Genomic DNA, 20,486 nt, shown 5'->3' on the forward strand with positions numbered 1-20,486 from the left:
TGCATTCGGCGTGACGAAGGGCGATTCTAGCCAATCATGGCCGAGGCCAGGAGAAAATCGCCGGGAAGCCGCTGGCATCCGCTGCAGTCATGGGGTGTGCCACCAGAAAACCCTGCACGTAGGCGCAACCGTTTGCCTTCAGCCACGCAGCCTGGGCCGGGGTTTCCACGCCTTCGGCGATCACTGTGATGCGGTAGTCGGCGCACAGGCTCACCACGCTGCGCACCAGTGCGGCGTCCACGGCAGAGTCCGGCAGGCGTGCCACCAGGTGGCGGTCCAACTTCAGGGTATCGATCGGCAAGTCCCGCAGCATGCGCAACGAGCAGTCACCTGCGCCAAAATCATCCAGCGCCACCCGCACGCCCAGCTCACGCAGGCGGTGTATCTGCTTCACCGCCGCGTCGATGTTGTACATCAGCGACGTCTCCGCCACCTCGACTTCGAGCTGCGCGGGGTCCAACTGATAGTCCAGGATCACCCGTTGCAGCTCCTCGACCAGGCCCGGCATGACGAACTGAGCACGGCTCAGGCTGATACCCAGCACCAGGTCGCGGGGGAAACGATCGCACCAGGCCTGGCGCTGCGCTGCCCCCTGGCGGTAGATCCAACTGGCCAAACGGTTGATCAGCCGGGCCTCTTCCAGCAGGGGTATGAACAGCCCCGGCGGCACATCGCCAACGCTGGGGTGCTGCCAGCGCAACAACGCTTCGAAACCACGCAAGTGGCCATCGGCGAAGCCAACCTGGGGTTGATACACCAGGCTGAAGTCCTGCTGTTCGATCGCTGCGCGCACACCGTCTTCAAGCATCAACCGTGAACGAGCGCGGCCATTGAGCTCGTGGTCATAGAAGCGGTATTGCTGGCGGCCAGCCTGCTTGGCCGCGTACATCGCCGCATCGGCTGCGCGCAGCAGGCCCTCGACGGTGGCGCCGCAGTCGGGGTAGGTGGCAATACCGATGCTGACCCCAAGGCACACATCCAGCCCTTCCACCTGCTGGCTGATGGCGATGCGCTCGAGCAAGCGCTCGGCGTAACGCCCGGCCTGCTCGGGGTAAGGCAAGCTGTCGAACAACGCCGTGAACTCATCACCGCCCATCCGTGCCAGCAGCGCTTCGCTGCCCAGGCAGTCCTTGATCTGCTCGGCAACCCAGCGCAGCACGCGATCACCCGCTTCATGGCCCAACGAGTCGTTGATCCGCTTGAAGCCATCCAGGTCCATGTACATCAGCGCCTGCGCCTTGTCCGAGCGCTCGTTGCGCAGCAGCACGCCCTCGGCGGCCTGGTAGAAACCGCGGCGGTTGAGCAGGCCGGTCAGCGGGTCGGTCACCGCCTGGTACTCGAGCTGTTGGTGGAGGTTGCGCACCACCGACATGTCCAACACCGTCACCACCATCGCCTGCTGATCGGCTGGCAAGGGGGCACACGACAGCGCGACCGGTACCAGCTCGCCCGCCAGGGTGCGTAACTGGGCATCGTGCACACGGAAGATCTGCCGCCCCAAGTAGGCCTGGTAGAAATCCGACTCACTCCACAGGTTGGCGTTGGTCATTTGCACCAGGTCAAGCAACTGGGCGCCCTGCAACTGCTCCACTGGCGCTGCCAGCAAGCGTGAAATGGCTGGGTTGGCGAAACTGATGGTGCCGGCGGCATTCACCACCAGAATTCCTTCGGCGGCGTTTTCCAGAATCGAAGCGTTGAACGCCCGGGCCGTTTCCAGCTCGCGGGTCAGTTGCTGCAACATGCGCCGGTTGCGTTGCTGATCGAGCAGGGCCTGGACCTTGGGCTTGAGAATCTGCGGGTCGAAGGGTTTGAACATGTAGTCCACCGCGCCACTGGCGTACCCCTTCAGCACAGCAGCATCGGACTGTTCGTTAGCGGTAAGGAAGATGATCGGGGTCAGCCGCGTGCGCTGGCTGCCGCGCATCAGCCGGGCGACTTCGAAGCCGTCCATTTCCGGCATCTGTACATCCAGCAAAACCAAGTCGACGTCGTGTTCGAGCAAGGCACTCAGGGCTTCCACCCCCGAACTTGCGGTCAACACTTGCCAATCCTGCCGGGCCAGCAATGCCCGCATACTGATGAGGTTCTCGGGGTAATCATCTACCACCAGTAGAACCGAGCTGCCACCATCCCGTGGCTGTGGTTGAGGGTGAGCGCCATCCATGCTGCTTCTCTATTGTGTGACCGACTTCAAATCACGATTGGATCCGATAAGTACTCTAGACCCGGGCCTGTAACTCGCAATGCAATCAGAACGCTATCAGTGCATAAACTGTACGGTAGCCGACTAACGGTTGCTCTGCCGTGAATACACGTTATCGCAGGCATAAAAAAACCCGCATCTCTGCGGGTTTTTCAGTACTACCAGCGAATCAATTGACCTTGGCGGCCAATTCACCTTTCAGGTAACGCTGGAACATGCCTTCCAGGGAGATCGGCTTGATCTTGGAGGCATTGCCGGCGGTGCCGAAGGCTTCGTAACGGGCGATGCACACGTCACGCATGGCTTTGACGGTTTCACCGAAGAACTTGCGCGGGTCGAACTCGCTTGGGTTCTGGGCCATCAGGCGACGCATGGCACCGGTAGAGGCCAGGCGCAGGTCGGTGTCGATGTTGACCTTGCGCACGCCGTGCTTGATGCCTTCGACGATTTCTTCAACCGGTACGCCGTAGGTTTCTTTGATGTCGCCGCCGTACTGGTTGATGATCGCCAGCCACTCTTGCGGTACCGAAGAGGAACCGTGCATCACCAGGTGGGTGTTAGGGATGCGCTTGTGGATTTCCTTGATGCGGTCGATCGCCAGCACGTCACCGGTCGGTGGCTTGGTGAACTTGTAGGCGCCGTGGCTGGTGCCGATGGCGATGGCCAGGGCATCGACCTGGGTCTTCTTGACGAAGTCGGCGGCTTCTTCCGGGTCGGTCAGCATCTGGCTGTGATCCAGCACGCCTTCAGCGCCGATACCGTCTTCTTCACCGGCCATGCCGGTTTCCAGCGAACCCAGGCAGCCCAGCTCGCCTTCTACCGAAACGCCGCAGGCGTGTGCCATGGCAACGGTCTGCTGAGTAACGCGGACGTTGTACTCGTAGTCGGTTGGGGTTTTGCCGTCTTCACCCAGCGAGCCGTCCATCATGACCGAGCTGAAGCCCAGCTGGATCGAACGCTGGCACACGTCAGGGCTGGTGCCGTGGTCCTGGTGCATGCACACCGGGATGTGCGGGAACTCTTCGATCGCAGCCAGGATCAGGTGGCGCAGGAAGGGTGCACCGGCGTACTTACGGGCACCTGCCGAAGCCTGCACGATGACCGGAGAGTCGGTCTTGTCGGCGGCTTCCATGATTGCGCGCATTTGCTCGAGGTTGTTGACGTTGAAAGCTGGAACGCCGTAACCGAACTCGGCGGCGTGGTCCAGCATCTGGCGCATGCTAATGAGTGCCATTGTGTATCTCTCTCCCGACAAGCGTCGTTTGTTTCGTGCAAGCCTGCCGCAGGGGCGGTTGCTGTTCAAGTAGTGTGGGCCACCTGGGCGGCCCGGCCAGTCACGGTGCCTTGCAGCCCCGCCCTATCAGATCGTTGGTTGCCACCCAGTACACCAGGCCTTCTTCGCCTTTGGTGTGGAAGGCCAGCACGCCATCGCTGTACATCGCGCCCGACGCGCTCGGCTCGGATTTGAGCCGGTAGACCTGGTCGCCGCCGCCAAGGCGTACGTCGACCGAATCTTGTTGTGCATCCGCGAAGCGCCACAGCACTTCAGTCTGGGTGTCACAGACCCAACGGGTCCAGTTGTCTGCCGGGGCGGGTTGCGCCGGCTGCAGCAGTGAGCATCCTGCCAGTGTCGCCAGGGCCGCTATGGCCATAAGCGCTTTCATCGCATTACTCCGCTAAGGGCTGCTTTGCAGCCCATCGCCGGCAAGCCGGCTCCCACAGGTACCGTATCACCCTAAGGGCATGTGCAAGGCCTGTTGGAGCTGGCTTGCCGGCGATGGGCCGGACAGCGGCCCCAGTGTTGAAGACCTTCAAACCCAGCTTAGGTGCCCGAGAACCCGATCAAGGGCAACCAGGCGCCTTGTGCTGGTGGTCTTCGTCGTACTTTTCCAGGCCATCCGGACCCAGGCGCTTGTTGATGACCGGTACGGTCTCAGCCTGCCACTCAGACTGGTAGCAGCCGCCCTTGGGCGACCGCGACGCGGCTTCATCCGAAGACGGGCTGCTGGAGCACGCGCTCAGCATCCCGGCCAGAATCATCACAGGCAATTGCTTGACCATCAGGTCGCTCCCTTTGCCAAGCGCCAACGTCATCAGGCCTTGGCCCGCTCTTCCAGAATTGCCACAGCCGGCAGGACCTTGCCCTCGACGAACTCGAGGAACGCGCCACCACCGGTAGAAATGTAGGAGATATCGGCGCCAACGCCATATTTGTCGATCGCCGCCAGGGTGTCACCACCGCCCGCGATGGAGAATGCGGCGCTTTCGGCGATGGCTTTGGCCAGCACTTTGGTGCCGTTGCCGAACTGGTCGAACTCGAACACGCCAACCGGGCCGTTCCACAGAATGGTCTGCGACGACTTCAGCAGCTCGGCGAAGTTAGCAGCGGTCTGCGGGCCGATGTCCAGGATCATGTCGTCAGCGGCAACGTCGGCAATGGCCTTGACGGTCGCTTCGGCGCTTTCGGCGAATTCCTTGGCAACCACCACGTCGACCGGCAGCGGTACGTTGACCTTGGCAGCGATGGCCTTGGCGGTGTCGACCAAGTCAGGCTCGTACAGCGATTTGCCGACGGGGTGGCCAGCGGCCGCCAGGAAGGTGTTGGCGATGCCACCACCGACGATCAGCAGGTCGCAAACGGTGCTCAGGCTGTTCAGCACGTCGAGCTTGGTCGACACCTTGGAGCCAGCGACGATGGCCGCCATCGGCTTGGCCGGGGCTTTCAGCGCCTTGCCCAGGGCATCCAGCTCGGCGGCCAGCAGTGGGCCGGCAGCGGCGACTTTGGCGAACTTGGCCACGCCATGGGTCGAACCTTCGGCGCGGTGGGCAGTGCCGAACGCGTCCATCACGAACACGTCGCACAGGGCAGCGTATTTCTGCGCCAGTTCGTCGGCGTTCTTTTTCTCGCCCTTGTTGAAGCGCACGTTCTCGAACAGCACCAGGTCACCGGCCTTGACCTCGACACCTTCCAGGTAGTCGGCGATCAGCGGCACGTCACGGCCCAGGGCTTTGCTCAAGTAGTCGGCGACCGGCTTGAGGCTGTTCTCGGCGGAGAATTCACCTTCGGTCGGGCGGCCCAGGTGCGAGCAGACCATTACCGCTGCACCCTTCTCCAGGGCCAGCTTGATGGTCGGCAGCGCTGCCAGGATACGCGCGTCGCTGGCTACCACACCGTCCTTCACAGGCACGTTGAGGTCTTCGCGGATCAGTACGCGTTTACCTTGCAGGTCGAGGTCGGTCATCTTCAACACGGTCATGAATGCAGTCCTTCAGGGCTGTTTGTTGCGGGTTGGTTGAACGACGTGCAGATAGTGTTCGGCAACGTCGAGCATACGGTTGGCGAACCCCCATTCGTTGTCGAACCAAGCCAGCAGGTTTACCAGGCGGGGGCCGGAAACACGGGTCTGGCTGGCATCGACGATCGCCGAATGCGGGTCGTGGTTGAAATCACAGCTGGCGTGAGGCAGCTCGGTATAGGCCAGCAATCCTTTGAGCGGGCCCTCCAGCGCTGCCTCGCGCAGCACCCGGTTGACCTCGGCGGCGCTGGTGTCGCGGGCGGTCTGCAGCGTGATGTCCAGGCATGAGACGTTGACGGTCGGCACGCGCACCGCTTTGGCCTGAATTCGCCCGGCAAGTTCCGGCAGCAGCCGCTCGATGCCGCGCGCAAGGCCAGTGGACACCGGGATCACCGACTGGAACGCAGAGCGCGTACGGCGTAGGTCTTCGTGGTGGTAAGCGTCGATCACCGGCTGGTCGTTCATCGCCGAGTGGATGGTGGTGATCTGCACGTATTCGATGCCGAACGCCTGGTCCAGCACGCGTAACAGCGGCACGCCGCAGTTGGTGGTGCAGGACGCGTTGGACACCAGGCGTTCGCTGCCGGTCAGGCATGCCTGGTTGATGCCATAGACCACCGTGGCATCCACGTCCGCCTCGCTGGCCATGGGCTGCGAGAACAGCACCCGTGGCGCGCCGGCATCTAGAAAACGCTGGCCATCGGCGCGGGTGTTGTAGGCGCCGGAGCACTCCAGCACCAGGTCGATGTCCAGGGCGGCCCAGTCGATGCCTTCCGGTGTGGCGCTGCGCATCACCTTCACGCAGTCGCCGTTAATATGCAGACAGTCGCCGTCGACCCTCACTTCACCGGGGAAACGCCCGTGGGTGGAGTCGAAGCGTGTCAGGTACTCGAGGCTGGCCTGATCGGCCAGGTCGTTCAACGCAACAATCTCGAAACCGGCCTTCGCCCCCCGCTCGAACAACGCGCGCAGGACACAGCGGCCGATGCGGCCATAACCGTTGAGTGCAACTTTGTAGGGACGCGGGTGGGGCATAGGTGGCTCTTGAAATCCGTCGGTTGAAAGGGGCCGCCATACGGCCCATTCGCGGCACAAGGCCGCTCCCACAAGGTACTGCGGCGTATGCAGATCCTGTGGGAGCGGCCTTGTGCCGCGAACGAGGGCCAAAGGCCCTCGCTTTGCCTGTATCAGTCTTCCAGCAGCTCTTCGGCGGTGCCCAGGATGTTCTCCAGGGTGAAGCCGAATTCTTCGAACAGTGCAGAGGCCGGGGCCGACTCACCGTAGGTGGTCATGCCGATGATACGGCCTTCCAGGCCGACGTACTTGTACCAGAAGTCGGCGTGGGCAGCTTCGATGGCGATGCGCGCACCCACTTCCAGTGGCAGTACAGACTGCTTGTAGGCAGCGTCCTGGGCGTCGAACACGCTGGTGCACGGCATGGAAACCACGCGGACCTTGCGGCCTTGCTCGCTCAGCTTGTCGAAGGCCTGAACCGCCAGGCCCACTTCGGAACCGGTGGCGATCAGGATCAGCTCTGGCTCGCCAGCACAGTCCTTGAGGATGTAGCCACCACGGCTGATGTCAGCGATCTGCTGGGCGTCACGGTCCTGATGCTGCAGGTTCTGACGCGAGAAGATCAGCGCCGATGGGCCGTCTTTGCGCTCCAGGGCGTTTTTCCAGGACACGGCAGATTCGACCGCGTCAGCTGGGCGCCAGGTGTCCAGGTTCGGCGTGCTGCGCAGGCTGGTCAGTTGCTCGATCGGCTGGTGAGTCGGGCCGTCTTCGCCCAGGCCGATGGAGTCGTGGGTGTAGACGTGGATCACGCGCTGCTTCATCAGGGCCGACATGCGCACTGCGTTGCGGGCGTATTCCATGAACATCAGGAAGGTCGCGCCGTAAGGCACCAGGCCGCCGTGCAGGGCAACGCCGTTCATGATCGCGGTCATGCCGAACTCGCGCACGCCGTAGTACACGTAGTTGCCGTTGGCGTCATGGGCTTCGACGCCCTTACAGCCTTTCCACAGGGTCAGGTTGGAACCGGCCAGGTCAGCCGAACCGCCGAGGAACTCGGGCAGCAGCGGGCCGAAGGCGTTCAGGGCATTCTGGCTGGCCTTGCGGCTGGCAATGGTCTCGCCTTTGGCAGCGACTTCGTTGATGTAGGCCTGGGCCTTCTCGGAGAAGTCGGCCGGCAGCTCGCCACTGTCACGGCGCTTGAACTCGGCAGCCAGCTCTGGATACGCCTTGGCGTAGGCGTCGAAGCGCTGGTTCCACTCGGCTTCAGCCTTGGCACCGGCGGCCTTGGCATCCCACTCGGCATAGATGTCGGCCGGGATTTCGAACGGGCCGTGGTTCCAATTCAGTTCTTTGCGGGCCAGGGCGATTTCGTCGTTGCCCAGCGGTGCGCCGTGGCAGTCTTCCTTGCCCTGCTTGTTCGGCGAACCGAAGCCGATGATGGTCTTGCAGCAGATCAGGGTCGGCTGCTCGCTTTTGCGTGCAGTCTCGATCGCGGTCTTGATCTCGTCGGCGTCATGGCCGTCGACGTTGCGGATCACCTGCCAGTTGTAGGCTTCGAAACGCTTCGGCGTGTCGTCGGTGAACCAGCCTTCGACTTCGCCGTCGATGGAGATGCCGTTGTCGTCATAGAAGGCAATCAGCTTGCCCAGGCCCAGGGTGCCGGCCAAAGCGGCGACTTCGTGGGAGATACCTTCCATCATGCAGCCGTCGCCGAGGAACACGTAGGTGTTGTGGTCGACGATGTTGTGGCCTTCACGGTTGAACTGTGCGCCCAGGACTTTTTCCGCCAGGGCGAAGCCCACGGCGTTGGCCAGGCCTTGGCCCAGTGGGCCGGTGGTGGTCTCTACGCCTGGGGTGTAGCCGTATTCCGGGTGGCCCGGGGTACGGCTGTGCAGCTGGCGGAAGGCCTTGAGGTCGTCGATAGACAGGTCGTAGCCGGTCAGGTGCAGCAGCGAGTAGATCAGCATCGAGCCGTGGCCGTTGGACAGCACGAAGCGGTCACGGTCGGCGAAGCTTGGGTTGCTCGGGTTGTGCTTCAGGTAGTCACGCCAAAGCACTTCGGCGATATCCGCCATGCCCATAGGGGCACCTGGGTGGCCGCTGTTAGCCTTTTGCACGGCATCCATGCTGAGGGCACGAATGGCGTTGGCACGTTCACGACGGCTGGGCATCGCTGATCTCCTGGGGCTGAAAGGTTGTGATACGAAAAAAGGCGGCCATTTTCGCCCACTGGGGGGCTGGGGGCAAACATTTAAGCGTCAAGCGGCACGCTTTAAGCGGCAAGGTGCATGCAAGCATGGGCTGGGGCCGCTCTATCCTTGCAGCTCATCGCCAATATCAAAACTTTTTGATATTGGCCTTGCGGGTGCCACGATGCCTGTCTAGACTGCCGCCCCATGAACCTCCGTGCGCAATCGATCCCTCAGCGAAGCGACACCCTGGCCGCCCTGTGCAAAGCCAGTGGCGACGCGCTGCGCCTGAATGTTTTGCGCGCATTGGCCAGCGATTCGTTTGGCGTGCTCGAACTGGCGCAAATCTTCGACATCGGCCAGTCCGGCATGAGCCATCACCTGAAGGTGCTGGCCCAGGCCGAGCTGGTGGCGACCCGGCGCGAGGGCAACGCGATTTTCTACCGCCGCGCCCTGCCCGACAGCCTACGCCTGGGCGGGCGTCTGCACACGGCGTTGCTCGAAGAAGTCGACGACCTGACCTTGCCACCTGCGGTGCAGGCGCGCATCGCCCAGGTACAGCAACGCCGCGCAGCCACCAGCCAGGACTTTTTCCTGCGCGTGGAAGAAAAATTCCGCGCCCAGCAAGACCTGATCGCCGGCCTGCCGCAGTACCGCGAAAGCCTGCTGGCGCTGCTCGACAAGCTGAACTTCGCGCCCACTGCCAGCGCCCTGGAAGTAGGCCCCGGCGACGGCGGCTTCCTGCCAGACCTGGCACGGCGCTTCGCCACGGTGACTGCCCTGGACAACAGCCCGACCATGCTCGAGCTGGCCCGCCAGGTCTGCCAGCGTGAGCGCCTGGACAACGTGAACCTGCAGTTGGCCGATGCACTGAATGCAACGGATGTGGCAGCCGACTGCGTTGTGCTGAACATGGTGCTGCACCATTTCAGCGACCCGGCCCTGGCCCTGCGCCAGCTGGCCAAACGGGTGAAAGCGGGCGGCAGCCTGCTGGTCACCGAGCTGTGCAGCCATGACCAGGGGTGGGCGCGCGATGCCTGCGGCGACCTCTGGCTGGGCTTCGAACAGGACGACCTGGCCCGTTGGGCCAATAGTGCCGGGCTGGTCCCCGGGGACAGCCTCTATGTGGGCTTGCGCAACGGTTTCCAGATACAGGTCCGCCATTTTCAGCGGGCGACTGGCGACATACACCATCGGTAAATTTTAGGAACCCTTCGAGATGAGCGAATACTCCCTTTTCACCTCCGAGTCCGTGTCCGAAGGGCATCCGGACAAGATCGCCGACCAGATTTCGGACGCTGTCCTTGATGCCATCATCGCTCAGGACAAATACGCCCGCGTGGCCTGCGAAACCTTGGTCAAGACCGGTGTCGCCATCATCGCAGGCGAAGTGTCCACGTCCGCCTGGGTCGACCTCGAAGAACTGGTACGTAAAGTCATCATCGACATCGGCTACAACAGCTCCGACGTCGGCTTCGACGGCGCCACCTGCGCGGTGATGAACATCATCGGCAAGCAGTCCGTGGACATCGCCCAGGGCGTCGACCGCTCCAAGCCGGAAGACCAGGGCGCTGGCGACCAGGGCCTGATGTTCGGTTACGCCAGCAACGAAACCGACGTGCTGATGCCAGCACCGATCTGCTTCTCGCACCGTCTGGTCGAGCGCCAGGCCGAAGCGCGCAAGTCGCGCCTGCTGCCGTGGCTGCGCCCGGACGCCAAGTCGCAGGTCACCTGCCGTTACGAAAATGGCAAGGTAGTCGGCATCGACGCGGTGGTCCTGTCGACCCAGCACAACCCTGAGGTCTCGCAAAAAGACCTGCAGGAAGCGGTGATGGAGCTGATCGTCAAGCACACCCTGCCGGCCGAACTGCTGCACAAAGATACCCAGTACCACATCAACCCGACCGGCAACTTCATCATCGGTGGCCCGGTGGGTGACTGTGGCCTGACCGGCCGCAAGATCATCGTCGACTCCTACGGCGGCATGGCCCGCCACGGTGGTGGCGCGTTCTCCGGCAAGGACCCGTCCAAGGTCGACCGTTCCGCCGCCTACGCCGGTCGCTACGTGGCCAAGAACATCGTCGCCGCCGGCCTGGCCGAGCGTTGCGAGATCCAGGTGTCCTACGCCATTGGCGTGGCTCAACCAACCTCCATCTCGATCAACACCTTCGGTACCGGCAAGGTCTCCGACGACAAGATCGTCCAGCTGGTGCGCGAGTGCTTCGACCTGCGTCCGTACGCGATCACCAAGATGCTCGACCTGCTCCACCCGATGTACCAGGAAACCGCTGCCTACGGCCACTTCGGCCGTACCCCGCAGCAGAAGACGGTCGGCGACGACACCTTCACCACCTTCACCTGGGAACGCACCGACCGCGCCCAGTCGCTGCGTGACGCTGCCGGCCTGTAAGTTTCCTACAGCGCTGGACGAAAGCCCCTGCCGAGCAATCGGCAGGGGCTTTTTTGTGACATATCGGCTGACAACTGTTCACGGCAATCGGCACCCAGCCTGCCTAGGCTGAGGGTTCCCACCCGCCATGCAGGATGCTGGCCATGCCGTTCATGCTGTTGTTCGCACTGCTGCTATCGCTACATGCCTCGCTGGCGCACGCCAGCCCCTGCCCCGACTGGGACGCCAAACAGGTCGACGCCGAGGTCACCCACCTGCGCAACACGATTGCCCAATGGGACGACAACTACCATCGCCTGGGCATCGCCCAGGTGGCAGATGAACTGTATGACCAGAGCCAGCAACGCCTGGAACACTGGCAGCAATGCTTCGGCCTGTTGGCGCAACCCACGCCACTGGCCACGGCGCGCGGCCCGATTACCCACCCCGTCCCGCATACCGGCGTCGACAAGCTGGGCGACGAGCAGGCCGTCGGCCGCTGGATGGCCGGCAAGGCTGGCCTATGGGTGCAGCCGAAGGTCGATGGGGTGGCGGTGTCCTTGCTCTACCGACAGGGGCAACTCGTACAGCTGCTGAGCCGGGGTGACGGGGCCCAGGGGCACGACTGGAGCCGCCACATCCCGCGCCTCGATTCCATTACCCGGCAACTGCCCCAGGCCCTTGACCTGGTGTTGCAGGGTGAACTGTATCTGCGCCTGGACCAGCACGTGCAAGCCCAGGCGGGCAGCGCCAAGGCACGGGGCACCGTGGCAGGGCTGCTCGCCCGCAAGCAGCTCAGCGCTGAACAAGGCACCAGCATCGGCCTGTTCGTCTGGGATTGGCCACAGGGCCCCAGCAGCCAGGCCGAGCGCCTCTCGCAGCTGGCACAACTGGGCTTCCCCGACAGCCAGCGCTACAGCGTTGCCATCGACGCCACCGCCGATGCCGCACACTGGCGCCTGCACTGGTACCGCTCGCCCCTGCCCTTCGCCACCGATGGCGTCATCCTGCGCCAGAGCAGTCGGCCACCCGCCGAGCGTTGGCAGGCCAAGCCGCCCTATTGGCTGGCAGCCTGGAAATACCCCTACGCCCAAGCCTTGGCAGAGGTGCGTGAGGTACGCTTCCGGGTCGGTCGCACGGGCAGGGTCACGCCGGTGCTGCGCCTGCACCCGGTCAAACTGGACGACCGGCTGATCACACAGGTCAGCCTGGGCTCACTGGCACGCTGGCAGCGCCTCGACATTGCCCCCGGTGATCAGGTGGCAATCAGCCTGGCCGGCCTGGCCATTCCCCGTTTCGAGCACGTGGTGCACCGCGCAGTCTGGCGCCAGCCGGTGGAGGCGCCGCAACCGGGGCACTATCACCCTCATAGCTGCTGGCACGCAGACGACGGTTGCAACGAGCAGTTCATTGCGCGGCTTACGTGGCTCAGTGGCAAGCAGGGGCTGGCAATGCCGCGCACCGGGCCAGGTACCTGGCAGCGCCTGGTCGAGGCAGGGTTGGTTACTTCGATGACGGATTGGCTGCAACTCGATGCTCAGCGCCTGGGCCAGGTACCGGGTATCAGTGACGCCACCGCCACCCAGTTGCTGCACGCCTTCGAAGGCGCCCGATCACAGCCCTTCTCCCGCTGGCTACGCGCGCTTGGCGCACCCGCCCCCGGCGGCATGCAGCTCGACGGTGACTGGGCAGAGCTGTCCTCGCGCACGGCCGGTGACTGGCACGCCATGCCGGGTATCGGCGCGGTGCGCGCGCGCCAGCTTGAAGCGTTTTTTACGGCCAACGAAACTCAAGCCATCGCGACACAGTTAAACGAGGCAGGCGTAAACGCGTTCCAAACCCGCAATAAACCGCTCGCGCAATGATTTTTTACCAAATCACATGTAGGGAAAGTCTGAGTTTCAGCCAGAAAAAACCAACAAGGGTTTCTAAATAGGAAAAACCAAGGCAGGATTTCTCCCAACTTTTCTGCCCCGCCCCGTTCAGGAGGCTTTTCATGAAACGTATTTCGACTCTTTTCTTGCTCGCAACACTGGGTCTGGCTGCTGGCGCCGTGCAGGCTGCCGAGCCGGACGCCGGCCTGACGGGCTGCGCGGCCAAACGCAGCGCCATCGAGAACCAACTGAAGATTGCCCGCGAACACGGCAACAGTGACCAGGTCGCGGGGCTCGAGCAGGCACTGGAAGGTGCAAAAAACTGTACAGAAACTAGCCTGCGCAAAGAGCGTGAACAAAAGGTGCTCGATGCGCGCCATGAAGTCGCGCAGCGCGAAAAAGACCTGAAGAAAGCCGAAAAGAAAGGCGATGCTGAAAAGATAAACAAGCGTAAAGACAAACTCGCCGAGTCGCGCAAAGAACTGCAGGAAGCGGTCGACGAACTCGACCGCTGAGGTGCTGCGTCCGTGAGCGCCTTATCGCCGGCAAGCCGGCTCCCACAGGTACTCCACTGCTCTCAAGGGCTGTGTGTTTCCTGTGGGAGCCGGCTTGCCGGCGATAAGGCCCTCACAGGCGATCAATGATTGCGGAATTCGGTATGGCAAGCCTTGCACGCAGCCTCGACCCTGTCCATCGGCCCCTTCAACTGCGCCGCCTCCAGCGGCTGGCCCCGGGTAGCATCGACCAATTCACCGGTCACGCCCTCCAGTTGCCGGGCAAGTTCATGGAAACGCGCTTGACGCTCCCACACCTCCGCTCGCGCGCTGCTTTCACCGCCATCTCGCGCTTGGGGGAAGTGCTGCCACGGCTGGTGCGACAGGCTGTCGAGCTTCACAGCCCCTTCGGAGAACTTCACCCCGTCGAACGGCAAACGGCCGCGCAACATGCCCCCCAGGTCCTCGCTGGTCTTGAGCATGTCCTTGAAGATGACCTTGCGCTTGCCCAGCGGCGAGTTCGGGTCCACACGGTCACAGGCACTCAGGGCAAGGGCTGCGAGCAGAACAACGGTCAATCGCTTGAACATCACGGTCACTACGGCCTACGAGAATGGGCGGCCAGTATCGCTGGCCAAGGGCCAAAGACCAATAGCCACATAAAAAACAGGGGCGAATCTTCATGTTCGCCCATGACAGGAATCCCCCTATGAAATCTGCCCTGCGCCACCTGGCCTGGACACTCCCCGCGCTGGCCCTGCTGGCCGGCTGCAACGGCGGCGAGAACGCCAAACCTGAGCCCCATGCCATTGCCACCTATGCCAGTGCCACCTGGCAGGACTTGCCCAGCGTCAGCGACACCGACCTGGTTGCCGGCTTCCACGCGTGGCGCAATGGCTGTGAAAAACTCAAGCGCGACGCCGTCTGGGCCGCCACCTGCGAGGCCGCTGCCAGCGTGCCAGACGATGCCCTGCAAATACGCGCCTTCCTGCAGCAAAACCTTCAGGTCTATGGCCTGCGCTCGGCCGAGAACAACGCCAACGGCCTGATCACCGGCTACTACGAGCCGGTCTACCCCGGCAGCCTGAAACCGACCGAAACCAACCACGTAGCGGTGTACGGCGTGCCCGACGACATGATCGTGGTCGACCTCGCCAGCGTGTACCCAGAGCTCAAGGGCAAGCGCCTGCGCGGGCGCCTCGATGGCCGCGTGCTCAAGCCTTACGACACGGCCGAAGTCATCAACCGTGAGGGCGTAAAAGCCCCAGTGCTGGCCTGGCTGACCGATCCGATGGACTTGCAGTTCCTGCAGATCCAGGGTTCGGGCCGGGTACAACTGGAAGATGGCCGCCAGTTGCGCCTGGGCTACGCCGACCAAAATGGCCACCCCTACCGGCCGATCGGGCGCTGGCTGGTGGAACAGGGCCAGTTGAAGAAGGAAGACGTGAGCATGGGCAGTATTCATGCCTGGGCCCAGGCCAACCCGCAGCGGGTGCCAGAGCTGCTGGCGAGCAACCCCAGCTACGTGTTTTTCAGCACCCGCCCCGACAGTAACGAAGGCCCGCGTGGCTCGCTCAACGTGCCACTGACGGCCGGCTACAGCGTGGCGATCGACCGCAAGGTGATTCCGTTGGGCAGCCTGCTCTGGCTATCCACTACGCGCCCGGATGGTACCCCTGTTGTGCGGCCGGTAGGGGCTCAGGATACCGGGGGGGCCATTGCCGGTGAGGTACGTGCAGACCTGTTCTGGGGGACTGGGCCAGAAGCAGGTGAGCTGGCCGGGAACATGAAGCAGCAAGGGCAGATCTGGATGCTGTGGCCTAAAGGCAAACCGCTGCCTGAAGTACCGAAAGTGCCTTGATCGGGGCTGGGCGCTTCGCGGGCAAGCCCGCGAAGAAGCCAACTCGGTTTCAGACGGAAACCCCGAAAAACGCCACGATCAACGCCAACCCGGCAAACCACACCACTGACCGCAATGCCGCCCAGTCCGCCAGGTAGCAGATGATGTAGAGCAACCGGCTGGTGATGTACATCACGCCCAGCACGTCCTGCGTCACTTGCTCGGCATTACCGACGATATCGGCCACCAGCACGGCCGCCGCAAACGCCGGAAACGCTTCGTAGCTATTCTGCTGCGCCGCATGGGCTCGGCGTGGCAGGCCCGATAGCGTGTCCAGGAAGGCACGCGGATCGTGATTGTCCTTGAGGCCGAAGCGGCCACTGCTCACTTTGGCGATCAATGCACAAAGCGGCGGCAATACCAGGGCAATCAGGATGCACCACAGGGCAACGGTCATGGACAGCACTCCTTGTTCAATCGAAAGGTTAGAGCTTCATTACCAGCATGCCTGCCAGCACCAGCCCGCAAGCTAGGAGTCTTGGCCCGCCAAAAGGTTCTTTGAGGTAGCGCATACCCAACAGCACCACCAGGATCACACTCAATTCCCGCAGCGCCGCCGCCTCGGCCACCGACCCCAGGTGCATGGCCCACAGCACCAGGGCGTAACTGAACAGCACGCAAAGCCCCACGGCCAACCCCAGCCGCCATTGGGTTCGCCAGAACAGTACGAACGGTGCCCGGCGCGCCACACTGGCCAGCAGCGGGAAAGGCCAGGCACTGAGCAAGGTCAGCCATACCAGGTAGTCCCAAGGCTTGCCCCACAGCCGCACCGCCTGGCCGTCGAACCAGGTGTAGCAACCAATGCACAGGCCAATCAGCGCCACCACGGGCAACATCGACCAAGGCAGCCGATCGCCACCGCCCCCCTGCCACAGCAGGCACGCCATGCCACACGGAATGAGCAGGATGCCGATGATCTGCTGCTGGCTCAGCGATTCCCCGGCGAAGGCCAGGGTCAAGCCCAGCACCACCAGCGGCGACAGCCCGCGCATCAGAGGATAGACCAGCCCCAGGTCACCCACCCGATAGGCCTGGATCAGCAGATAACGGTACAACTGCTCGGCCAGCGCCGAGGCGATCAACCAGGGCCAGATTTCGGCAGGAGGCACCTCGACAAAGGCCACGGCCAGCACGGCGAAAGCCAGCGCGACCGTGTCCATGCTGGCAATCACCAACAAGCGCTCGCCGCTGAATTTGATCAGGGTGTTCCAAGTCGCATGCAGGAGGGCGGCGACCAGTACCAAGGAAGTTGCCAACACGCCTTCAGGTCCTTGTGACGTTATTGAGGCATGAATATATCGCCTTCAGTCTGGTGTGCGTATGTCGGAAGATTTTCAGCGCTTACGAGATCGAGCGCCGCGCGGGCGGCGCTCGATCTCAAAACCATCGCACAACTCAAGCCCCACACATGAACGATTCCAACAATTCCGGTCAAAGGTGTGCCCCGAAGCCCTCGCCAGGTCATCAAAGAACTGCCCGAGTCATTCGGGTACGACTTGGAAGCCACTGTTACAGGATTTGGGATGCTTGAATTAGTTGCCGCGTTTATCTGTCTCACCACCCTTCTCACCTACGTCAACTACCGCTTCATCGGCCTGCCACCCGCCATTGGCGTGATGGTCACGGCATTGCTGTTCTCGTTGATGCTGCAAGGGCTTAGCCTGATTGGCTTCCCTGGCCTCGAAGAGCGCGTCGAAGGCCTGATGAACCAGATCGACTTCAACGATTTGCTGATGCACTGGATGCTGGCATTCCTGCTGTTCGCCGGCGCCTTGCACGTCAACCTCTCGGACCTGCGCAGCTATCGCTGGCCGATCGGCCTGCTGGCGACCATCGGCGTACTGATCGCCACCGTGGTGATCGGCTACCTGTCGCACTGGGTGTTCGCGATGTTCGGCTGGCAGGTTCCGCTGATCTACTGCCTGCTGTTCGGCGCGCTGATTTCGCCCACGGACCCGATTGCCGTGCTCGGCGCATTGCGGACCGCCAATGCCTCCAAGCCGCTGAAAACCACCATCGTCGGCGAATCGCTGTTCAACGACGGCACCGCGGTCGTGGTGTTCACCGTGCTGCTGGGCATCATTCAGCTCGGCGAAACCCCCAGTGCCTATGACACGGCGGTGCTGTTCGCCCGCGAGGCCATTGGCGGCGTGGTGTTCGGCGGCGTGATCGGCTACGCCACCTACCGCATGATCAAGAGCGTCGAGCAGTATCAGGTCGAGGTCATGCTGACCCTGGCGCTGGTCATCGGTGGCTCGGCAATGTGCTACGAACTGCACGTTTCTGCTCCGATCGCCATGGTGGTCGCCGGCCTGATCATCGGCAACATGGGGCGCAACCTGGCGATGAACGACATGACCCGTCGCTACATGGACGGTTTCTGGGAGTTGATCGATGACATGCTCAACGCCCTGCTGTTCGCGCTGATCGGCCTTGAGCTTCTGCTGCTGCCGTTCAACTGGATGCACCTGGCAGCCGGCGGTGTGCTGGCACTGGCGGTCCTGTTGTCGCGGCTGCTTACCGTGGCCCCGGCAATCTTGCTGCTGCGCCGCTGGCGGAGTGTGCCGAAAGGCACCGTGCGGGTACTGACCTGGGGCGGCCTGCGTGGCGGTGTGTCGGTAGCGCTGGCACTGTCGCTGCCGCTGGGTGAGGAACGTGACCTGCTGCTGTCGATCACCTACATCGTGGTGCTGTCGTCGATCCTGGTGCAGGGGCTGAGCATCGGGCGGGTGGTGCGCAAGGTTAGCGCCCAACCCTGAAAACAAGGGGGCCGCTTTGCGGCCCTTTCGCCGGCAAGCCGACTCCCACAGGGCTTTGCGAAGGCCTTGTGGCTGCAATGCGCCTAACCTGTGGGAGCCGGCTTGCCGGCGATGGGGCTGCTGCGCAGCCCCCAGCAATCTACTCCACGGCGCTGTCCGGGAACTGGTCCTGGACGTATTTGATCTCGGTGCGCCCGTGAGCCGCGGGCATACCATCTTCGCCGAGGTTGACGAACACCATCTTGTCGACGGTCAGGATGCTCTTGCGGGTGATCTTGTTGCGCACTTCGCACTTGAGGGTAATCGAGGTGCGGCCGAATTCAGTGGCGGTGATGCCCAGTTCGATGATGTCGCCCTGGCGTGAGGCACTGACGAAGTTGATCTCCGACATGTACTTGGTCACCACACGCTGGTTGCCCAGCTGGACGATGGCGTAAATCGCCGCTTCTTCATCGATCCAGCGCAACAGGCTGCCACCGAACAGGGTGCCATTGGGGTTGAGGTCTTCGGGTTTTACCCATTTGCGGGTGTGAAAGTTCATCGGTACTCCTAACCTGCTTGGCTAACGTGCATTCATGATGGCAGAGCGGCCGCCGCCGCTCCATTGAACATCGACTATCGTCTCGATTAATCGACAGAAAACCTTGGGCGAAGGTCCCTGTCGCGGCTATAATCCTGCCGCTTCACTTGGCCACCCGCAGCGGCGGCCATGCCCGCCACCTGTCCGAGGGGCGCTGCAGCAGGCTAGGCCTGTCAGGCTCGGATGGGGCGTTGTCCGCTCCTGCGGACGCTCAACGCACAACGGCGCCCATTCGCACACTACGAATGGAGGCTCTCATGAGCGCTGTAAACACGCCTGCTGGTTTTACCGATTTCAAAGTCGCTGACATCTCCCTGGCTGCCTGGGGCCGTCGCGAAACCATCATCGCCGAATCGGAAATGCCTGCACTGATGGGCCTGCGTCGCAAGTACCTCGCCGAGCAACCGCTCAAGGGTGCGAAGATTCTGGGCTGCATCCACATGACCATTCAGACTGCCGTGCTGATCGAAACCCTGGTTGCCCTGGGTGCCGAAGTGCGCTGGTCGTCCTGCAACATCTTCTCCACCCAAGACCAGGCCGCTGCCTCCATCGCTGCCGCCGGTATCCCGGTGTTCGCCTGGAAAGGCGAAACCGAGGAAGAGTACGAGTGGTGCCTGGAGCAGACCATCCTCAAGGATGGCCAGCCATGGGACGCCAACATGATCCTCGACGACGGCGGCGACCTGACCGAACTGCTGCACAAGAAGTACCCAGCCGTTCTGGACCGCGTCCACGGTGTCACCGAAGAGACCACCACCGGCGTGCACCGCCTGCTGGACATGCTGGCCAAGGGCGAACTGAAAGTCCCGGCGATCAACGTCAACGACTCGGTCACCAAGAGCAAGAACGACAACAAGTACGGCTGCCGTCACAGCCTGAACGACGCCATCAAGCGTGGCACCGACCACCTGCTGTCGGGCAAGCAAGCCCTGGTGATCGGCTACGGTGACGTGGGCAAGGGTTCGGCCCAGTCCCTGCGCCAGGAAGGCATGATCGTCAAGGTCACCGAAGTTGACCCGATCTGCGCCATGCAGGCCTGCATGGACGGCTTCGAGCTGGTCTCGCCGTTCATCGACGGTATCAACGATGGCACCGAAGCCAGCATCGACAAAGCCCTGCTGGGCAAGATCGACCTGATCGTCACCACCACCGGTAACGTCAACGTCTGCGACGCCAACATGCTCAAGGCCCTGAAGAAGCGTGCCGTGGTCTGCAACATCGGCCACTTCGACAACGAGATCGACACCGCCTTCATGCGCAAGAACTGGGCCTGGGAAGAGGTCAAGCCGCAGGTGCACAAGATCCACCGCACCGGCGCTGGCAGCTTCGACCCGCAAAACGACGACTACCTGATCCTGCTGGCCGAAGGCCGTCTGGTGAACCTGGGCAACGCCACCGGTCACCCAAGCCGCATCATGGACGGTTCGTTCGCCAACCAGGTGCTGGCACAGATCTTCCTGTTCGAGCAGAAGTACGCCGACCTGTCGGCCGAGAAGAAAGCCGAACGCCTGACCGTAGAAGTGCTGCCCAAGAAGCTCGACGAAGAAGTGGCCCTGGAAATGGTCCGCGGCTTCGGCGGCGTGGTCACCCAGCTGACCCAGCAGCAAGCCGACTACATCGGCGTGACTGTCGAAGGCCCGTTCAAGCCACACGCGTACCGCTACTAAGCGGCAAGCGCCCGGCGGCATGCCGGCGGGCGCTTGTAGTCGTTTAATCTTGATCGATGCCCAAGCCAGGCCGGCCCCCACCGCCCTGGCTTTTACTTGCAGCGTGCGGCTCATGGCTTGC

The 20,486-nt window shown here is 62.7% G+C and carries 18 protein-coding genes and 1 riboswitch; of the genes, 7 read left to right on the forward strand and 11 right to left on the reverse strand.

What is annotated here, in order from left to right; translation table 11 throughout:
- Positions 1 to 34: 34 nt before the first annotated feature.
- From LOY53_RS24415 to tkt, 7 genes are all read right to left on the reverse strand, one after another.
- Positions 35 to 2,164 (reverse strand): bifunctional diguanylate cyclase/phosphodiesterase, encoded by a 2,130-nt coding sequence (locus tag LOY53_RS24415; RefSeq protein WP_258703380.1) that lies wholly within the window; start codon positions 2,162 to 2,164, stop codon positions 35 to 37.
- A 208-nt stretch (positions 2,165 to 2,372) separates the two neighbouring features.
- Positions 2,373 to 3,437: a class II fructose-bisphosphate aldolase gene (gene fba / locus LOY53_RS24420; RefSeq protein ID WP_008093958.1), complete on the reverse strand. Its 1,065-nt coding sequence runs from the start codon at positions 3,435 to 3,437 to the stop codon at positions 2,373 to 2,375.
- A 100-nt stretch (positions 3,438 to 3,537) separates the two neighbouring features.
- Positions 3,538 to 3,867 carry an MliC family protein gene (locus tag LOY53_RS24425; RefSeq protein ID WP_027592466.1) on the reverse strand — a complete coding sequence of 110 codons (330 nt, stop codon included), beginning with the start codon at positions 3,865 to 3,867 and terminating at the stop codon, positions 3,538 to 3,540.
- A gap of 178 nt (positions 3,868 to 4,045) precedes the next feature.
- Entirely contained in the window at positions 4,046 to 4,297 is a 252-nt protein-coding gene (locus LOY53_RS24430) for a hypothetical protein (protein ID WP_099430618.1), read from the reverse strand.
- The gene (locus LOY53_RS24435; protein WP_027592464.1) at positions 4,297 to 5,460 is read right to left on the reverse strand and encodes a phosphoglycerate kinase; all 1,164 of its coding nucleotides are present in this window, start codon (positions 5,458 to 5,460) and stop codon (positions 4,297 to 4,299) included. Before LOY53_RS24435 ends, LOY53_RS24430 begins: the two co-directional genes overlap by 1 nt.
- 12 nt (positions 5,461 to 5,472) lie before the next feature.
- Positions 5,473 to 6,534 (reverse strand): erythrose-4-phosphate dehydrogenase, encoded by a 1,062-nt coding sequence (gene epd / locus LOY53_RS24440; protein WP_027592463.1) that lies wholly within the window; start codon positions 6,532 to 6,534, stop codon positions 5,473 to 5,475.
- Between the two features lie 152 nt (positions 6,535 to 6,686).
- Positions 6,687 to 8,684, reverse strand: a complete 1,998-nt coding sequence (gene tkt, locus LOY53_RS24445) for a transketolase (protein ID WP_258703381.1) — start codon at positions 8,682 to 8,684, stop codon at positions 6,687 to 6,689.
- A 225-nt stretch (positions 8,685 to 8,909) separates the two neighbouring features.
- On the opposite strand from tkt, the gene LOY53_RS24450 reads away from it, so the two are divergent.
- The 4 genes from LOY53_RS24450 to LOY53_RS24465 all read left to right on the forward strand — a co-directional run bounded on the left by LOY53_RS24450 (position 8,910) and on the right by LOY53_RS24465 (position 13,480).
- Positions 8,910 to 9,902 (forward strand): metalloregulator ArsR/SmtB family transcription factor, encoded by a 993-nt coding sequence (locus LOY53_RS24450; protein WP_027592461.1) that lies wholly within the window; start codon positions 8,910 to 8,912, stop codon positions 9,900 to 9,902.
- A gap of 19 nt (positions 9,903 to 9,921) precedes the next feature.
- The gene (gene metK / locus LOY53_RS24455) at positions 9,922 to 11,112 is read left to right on the forward strand and encodes a methionine adenosyltransferase (RefSeq protein WP_027592460.1); all 1,191 of its coding nucleotides are present in this window, start codon (positions 9,922 to 9,924) and stop codon (positions 11,110 to 11,112) included.
- A gap of 143 nt (positions 11,113 to 11,255) precedes the next feature.
- On the forward strand, positions 11,256 to 12,956 hold the full coding sequence (gene ligB / locus LOY53_RS24460; protein ID WP_252826046.1) for an NAD-dependent DNA ligase LigB: 1,701 nt from the start codon (positions 11,256 to 11,258) through the stop codon (positions 12,954 to 12,956).
- A gap of 131 nt (positions 12,957 to 13,087) precedes the next feature.
- Positions 13,088 to 13,480, forward strand: a complete 393-nt coding sequence (locus LOY53_RS24465; RefSeq protein WP_027592459.1) for a DUF1090 domain-containing protein — start codon at positions 13,088 to 13,090, stop codon at positions 13,478 to 13,480.
- A gap of 122 nt (positions 13,481 to 13,602) precedes the next feature.
- On the opposite strand, the gene LOY53_RS24470 is transcribed toward LOY53_RS24465, so the two are convergent.
- A complete protein-coding gene (locus LOY53_RS24470) occupies positions 13,603 to 14,049 on the reverse strand; it encodes a cytochrome c (protein ID WP_258703382.1) in 447 nt (148 codons plus the stop codon).
- Between the two features lie 119 nt (positions 14,050 to 14,168).
- Here LOY53_RS24470 and LOY53_RS24475 point away from each other — a divergent pair, with 119 nt between their 5' ends.
- The gene (locus tag LOY53_RS24475; RefSeq protein WP_252826049.1) at positions 14,169 to 15,320 is read left to right on the forward strand and encodes a murein transglycosylase A; all 1,152 of its coding nucleotides are present in this window, start codon (positions 14,169 to 14,171) and stop codon (positions 15,318 to 15,320) included.
- A gap of 49 nt (positions 15,321 to 15,369) precedes the next feature.
- Here LOY53_RS24475 and LOY53_RS24480 read toward each other — a convergent pair whose 3' ends face one another.
- Together LOY53_RS24480 and LOY53_RS24485 are read right to left on the reverse strand one after the other, a co-directional pair.
- The gene (locus LOY53_RS24480; RefSeq protein WP_252826051.1) at positions 15,370 to 15,756 is read right to left on the reverse strand and encodes an MAPEG family protein; all 387 of its coding nucleotides are present in this window, start codon (positions 15,754 to 15,756) and stop codon (positions 15,370 to 15,372) included.
- Positions 15,757 to 15,784: 28 nt separating this feature from the next.
- Positions 15,785 to 16,618, reverse strand: a complete 834-nt coding sequence (locus tag LOY53_RS24485) for an EamA family transporter (protein ID WP_099430625.1) — start codon at positions 16,616 to 16,618, stop codon at positions 15,785 to 15,787.
- A gap of 264 nt (positions 16,619 to 16,882) precedes the next feature.
- On the opposite strand from LOY53_RS24485, the gene LOY53_RS24490 reads away from it, so the two are divergent.
- Positions 16,883 to 18,118, forward strand: coding sequence for a sodium:proton antiporter (locus tag LOY53_RS24490; protein WP_027592454.1), 1,236 nt, complete (start codon positions 16,883 to 16,885; stop codon positions 18,116 to 18,118).
- Positions 18,119 to 18,257: 139 nt separating this feature from the next.
- Here LOY53_RS24490 and LOY53_RS24495 read toward each other — a convergent pair whose 3' ends face one another.
- Positions 18,258 to 18,659 carry an acyl-CoA thioesterase gene (locus LOY53_RS24495; RefSeq protein ID WP_027592453.1) on the reverse strand — a complete coding sequence of 134 codons (402 nt, stop codon included), beginning with the start codon at positions 18,657 to 18,659 and terminating at the stop codon, positions 18,258 to 18,260.
- A 179-nt stretch (positions 18,660 to 18,838) separates the two neighbouring features.
- A riboswitch (S-adenosyl-L-homocysteine riboswitch) is annotated at positions 18,839 to 18,935 on the forward strand.
- Positions 18,936 to 18,955: 20 nt separating this feature from the next.
- Here LOY53_RS24495 and ahcY point away from each other — a divergent pair.
- Positions 18,956 to 20,365: an adenosylhomocysteinase gene (gene ahcY, locus LOY53_RS24500; RefSeq protein ID WP_099455538.1), complete on the forward strand. Its 1,410-nt coding sequence runs from the start codon at positions 18,956 to 18,958 to the stop codon at positions 20,363 to 20,365.
- Positions 20,366 to 20,486: the final 121 nt, after the last annotated feature.

The organism is Pseudomonas sp. B21-031 (genome assembly GCF_024748985.1).
In the GTDB taxonomy this organism is placed as follows: Bacteria; Pseudomonadota; Gammaproteobacteria; order Pseudomonadales; family Pseudomonadaceae; genus Aquipseudomonas; species Aquipseudomonas kermanshahensis.

Coding starts and splice junctions, on each gene's coding strand:
- epd (WP_027592463.1), bottom strand. CDS start 6,534: ATGCCCCACCCGCGTCCCTACAAAGTTGCACTCAACGGTTATGGCCGC.
- LOY53_RS24495 (WP_027592453.1), bottom strand. CDS start 18,659: ATGAACTTTCACACCCGCAAATGGGTAAAACCCGAAGACCTCAACCCC.
- LOY53_RS24490 (WP_027592454.1), top strand. CDS start 16,883: ATGCTTGAATTAGTTGCCGCGTTTATCTGTCTCACCACCCTTCTCACC.
- LOY53_RS24415 (WP_258703380.1), bottom strand. CDS start 2,164: ATGGATGGCGCTCACCCTCAACCACAGCCACGGGATGGTGGCAGCTCG.
- LOY53_RS24480 (WP_252826051.1), bottom strand. CDS start 15,756: ATGACCGTTGCCCTGTGGTGCATCCTGATTGCCCTGGTATTGCCGCCG.
- ligB (WP_252826046.1), top strand. CDS start 11,256: ATGCCGTTCATGCTGTTGTTCGCACTGCTGCTATCGCTACATGCCTCG.
- LOY53_RS24475 (WP_252826049.1), top strand. CDS start 14,169: ATGAAATCTGCCCTGCGCCACCTGGCCTGGACACTCCCCGCGCTGGCC.
- LOY53_RS24450 (WP_027592461.1), top strand. CDS start 8,910: ATGAACCTCCGTGCGCAATCGATCCCTCAGCGAAGCGACACCCTGGCC.
- tkt (WP_258703381.1), bottom strand. CDS start 8,684: ATGCCCAGCCGTCGTGAACGTGCCAACGCCATTCGTGCCCTCAGCATG.
- LOY53_RS24465 (WP_027592459.1), top strand. CDS start 13,088: ATGAAACGTATTTCGACTCTTTTCTTGCTCGCAACACTGGGTCTGGCT.
- LOY53_RS24470 (WP_258703382.1), bottom strand. CDS start 14,049: ATGTTCAAGCGATTGACCGTTGTTCTGCTCGCAGCCCTTGCCCTGAGT.
- LOY53_RS24435 (WP_027592464.1), bottom strand. CDS start 5,460: ATGACCGTGTTGAAGATGACCGACCTCGACCTGCAAGGTAAACGCGTA.
- metK (WP_027592460.1), top strand. CDS start 9,922: ATGAGCGAATACTCCCTTTTCACCTCCGAGTCCGTGTCCGAAGGGCAT.
- LOY53_RS24425 (WP_027592466.1), bottom strand. CDS start 3,867: ATGAAAGCGCTTATGGCCATAGCGGCCCTGGCGACACTGGCAGGATGC.
- ahcY (WP_099455538.1), top strand. CDS start 18,956: ATGAGCGCTGTAAACACGCCTGCTGGTTTTACCGATTTCAAAGTCGCT.
- fba (WP_008093958.1), bottom strand. CDS start 3,437: ATGGCACTCATTAGCATGCGCCAGATGCTGGACCACGCCGCCGAGTTC.
- LOY53_RS24430 (WP_099430618.1), bottom strand. CDS start 4,297: ATGACGTTGGCGCTTGGCAAAGGGAGCGACCTGATGGTCAAGCAATTG.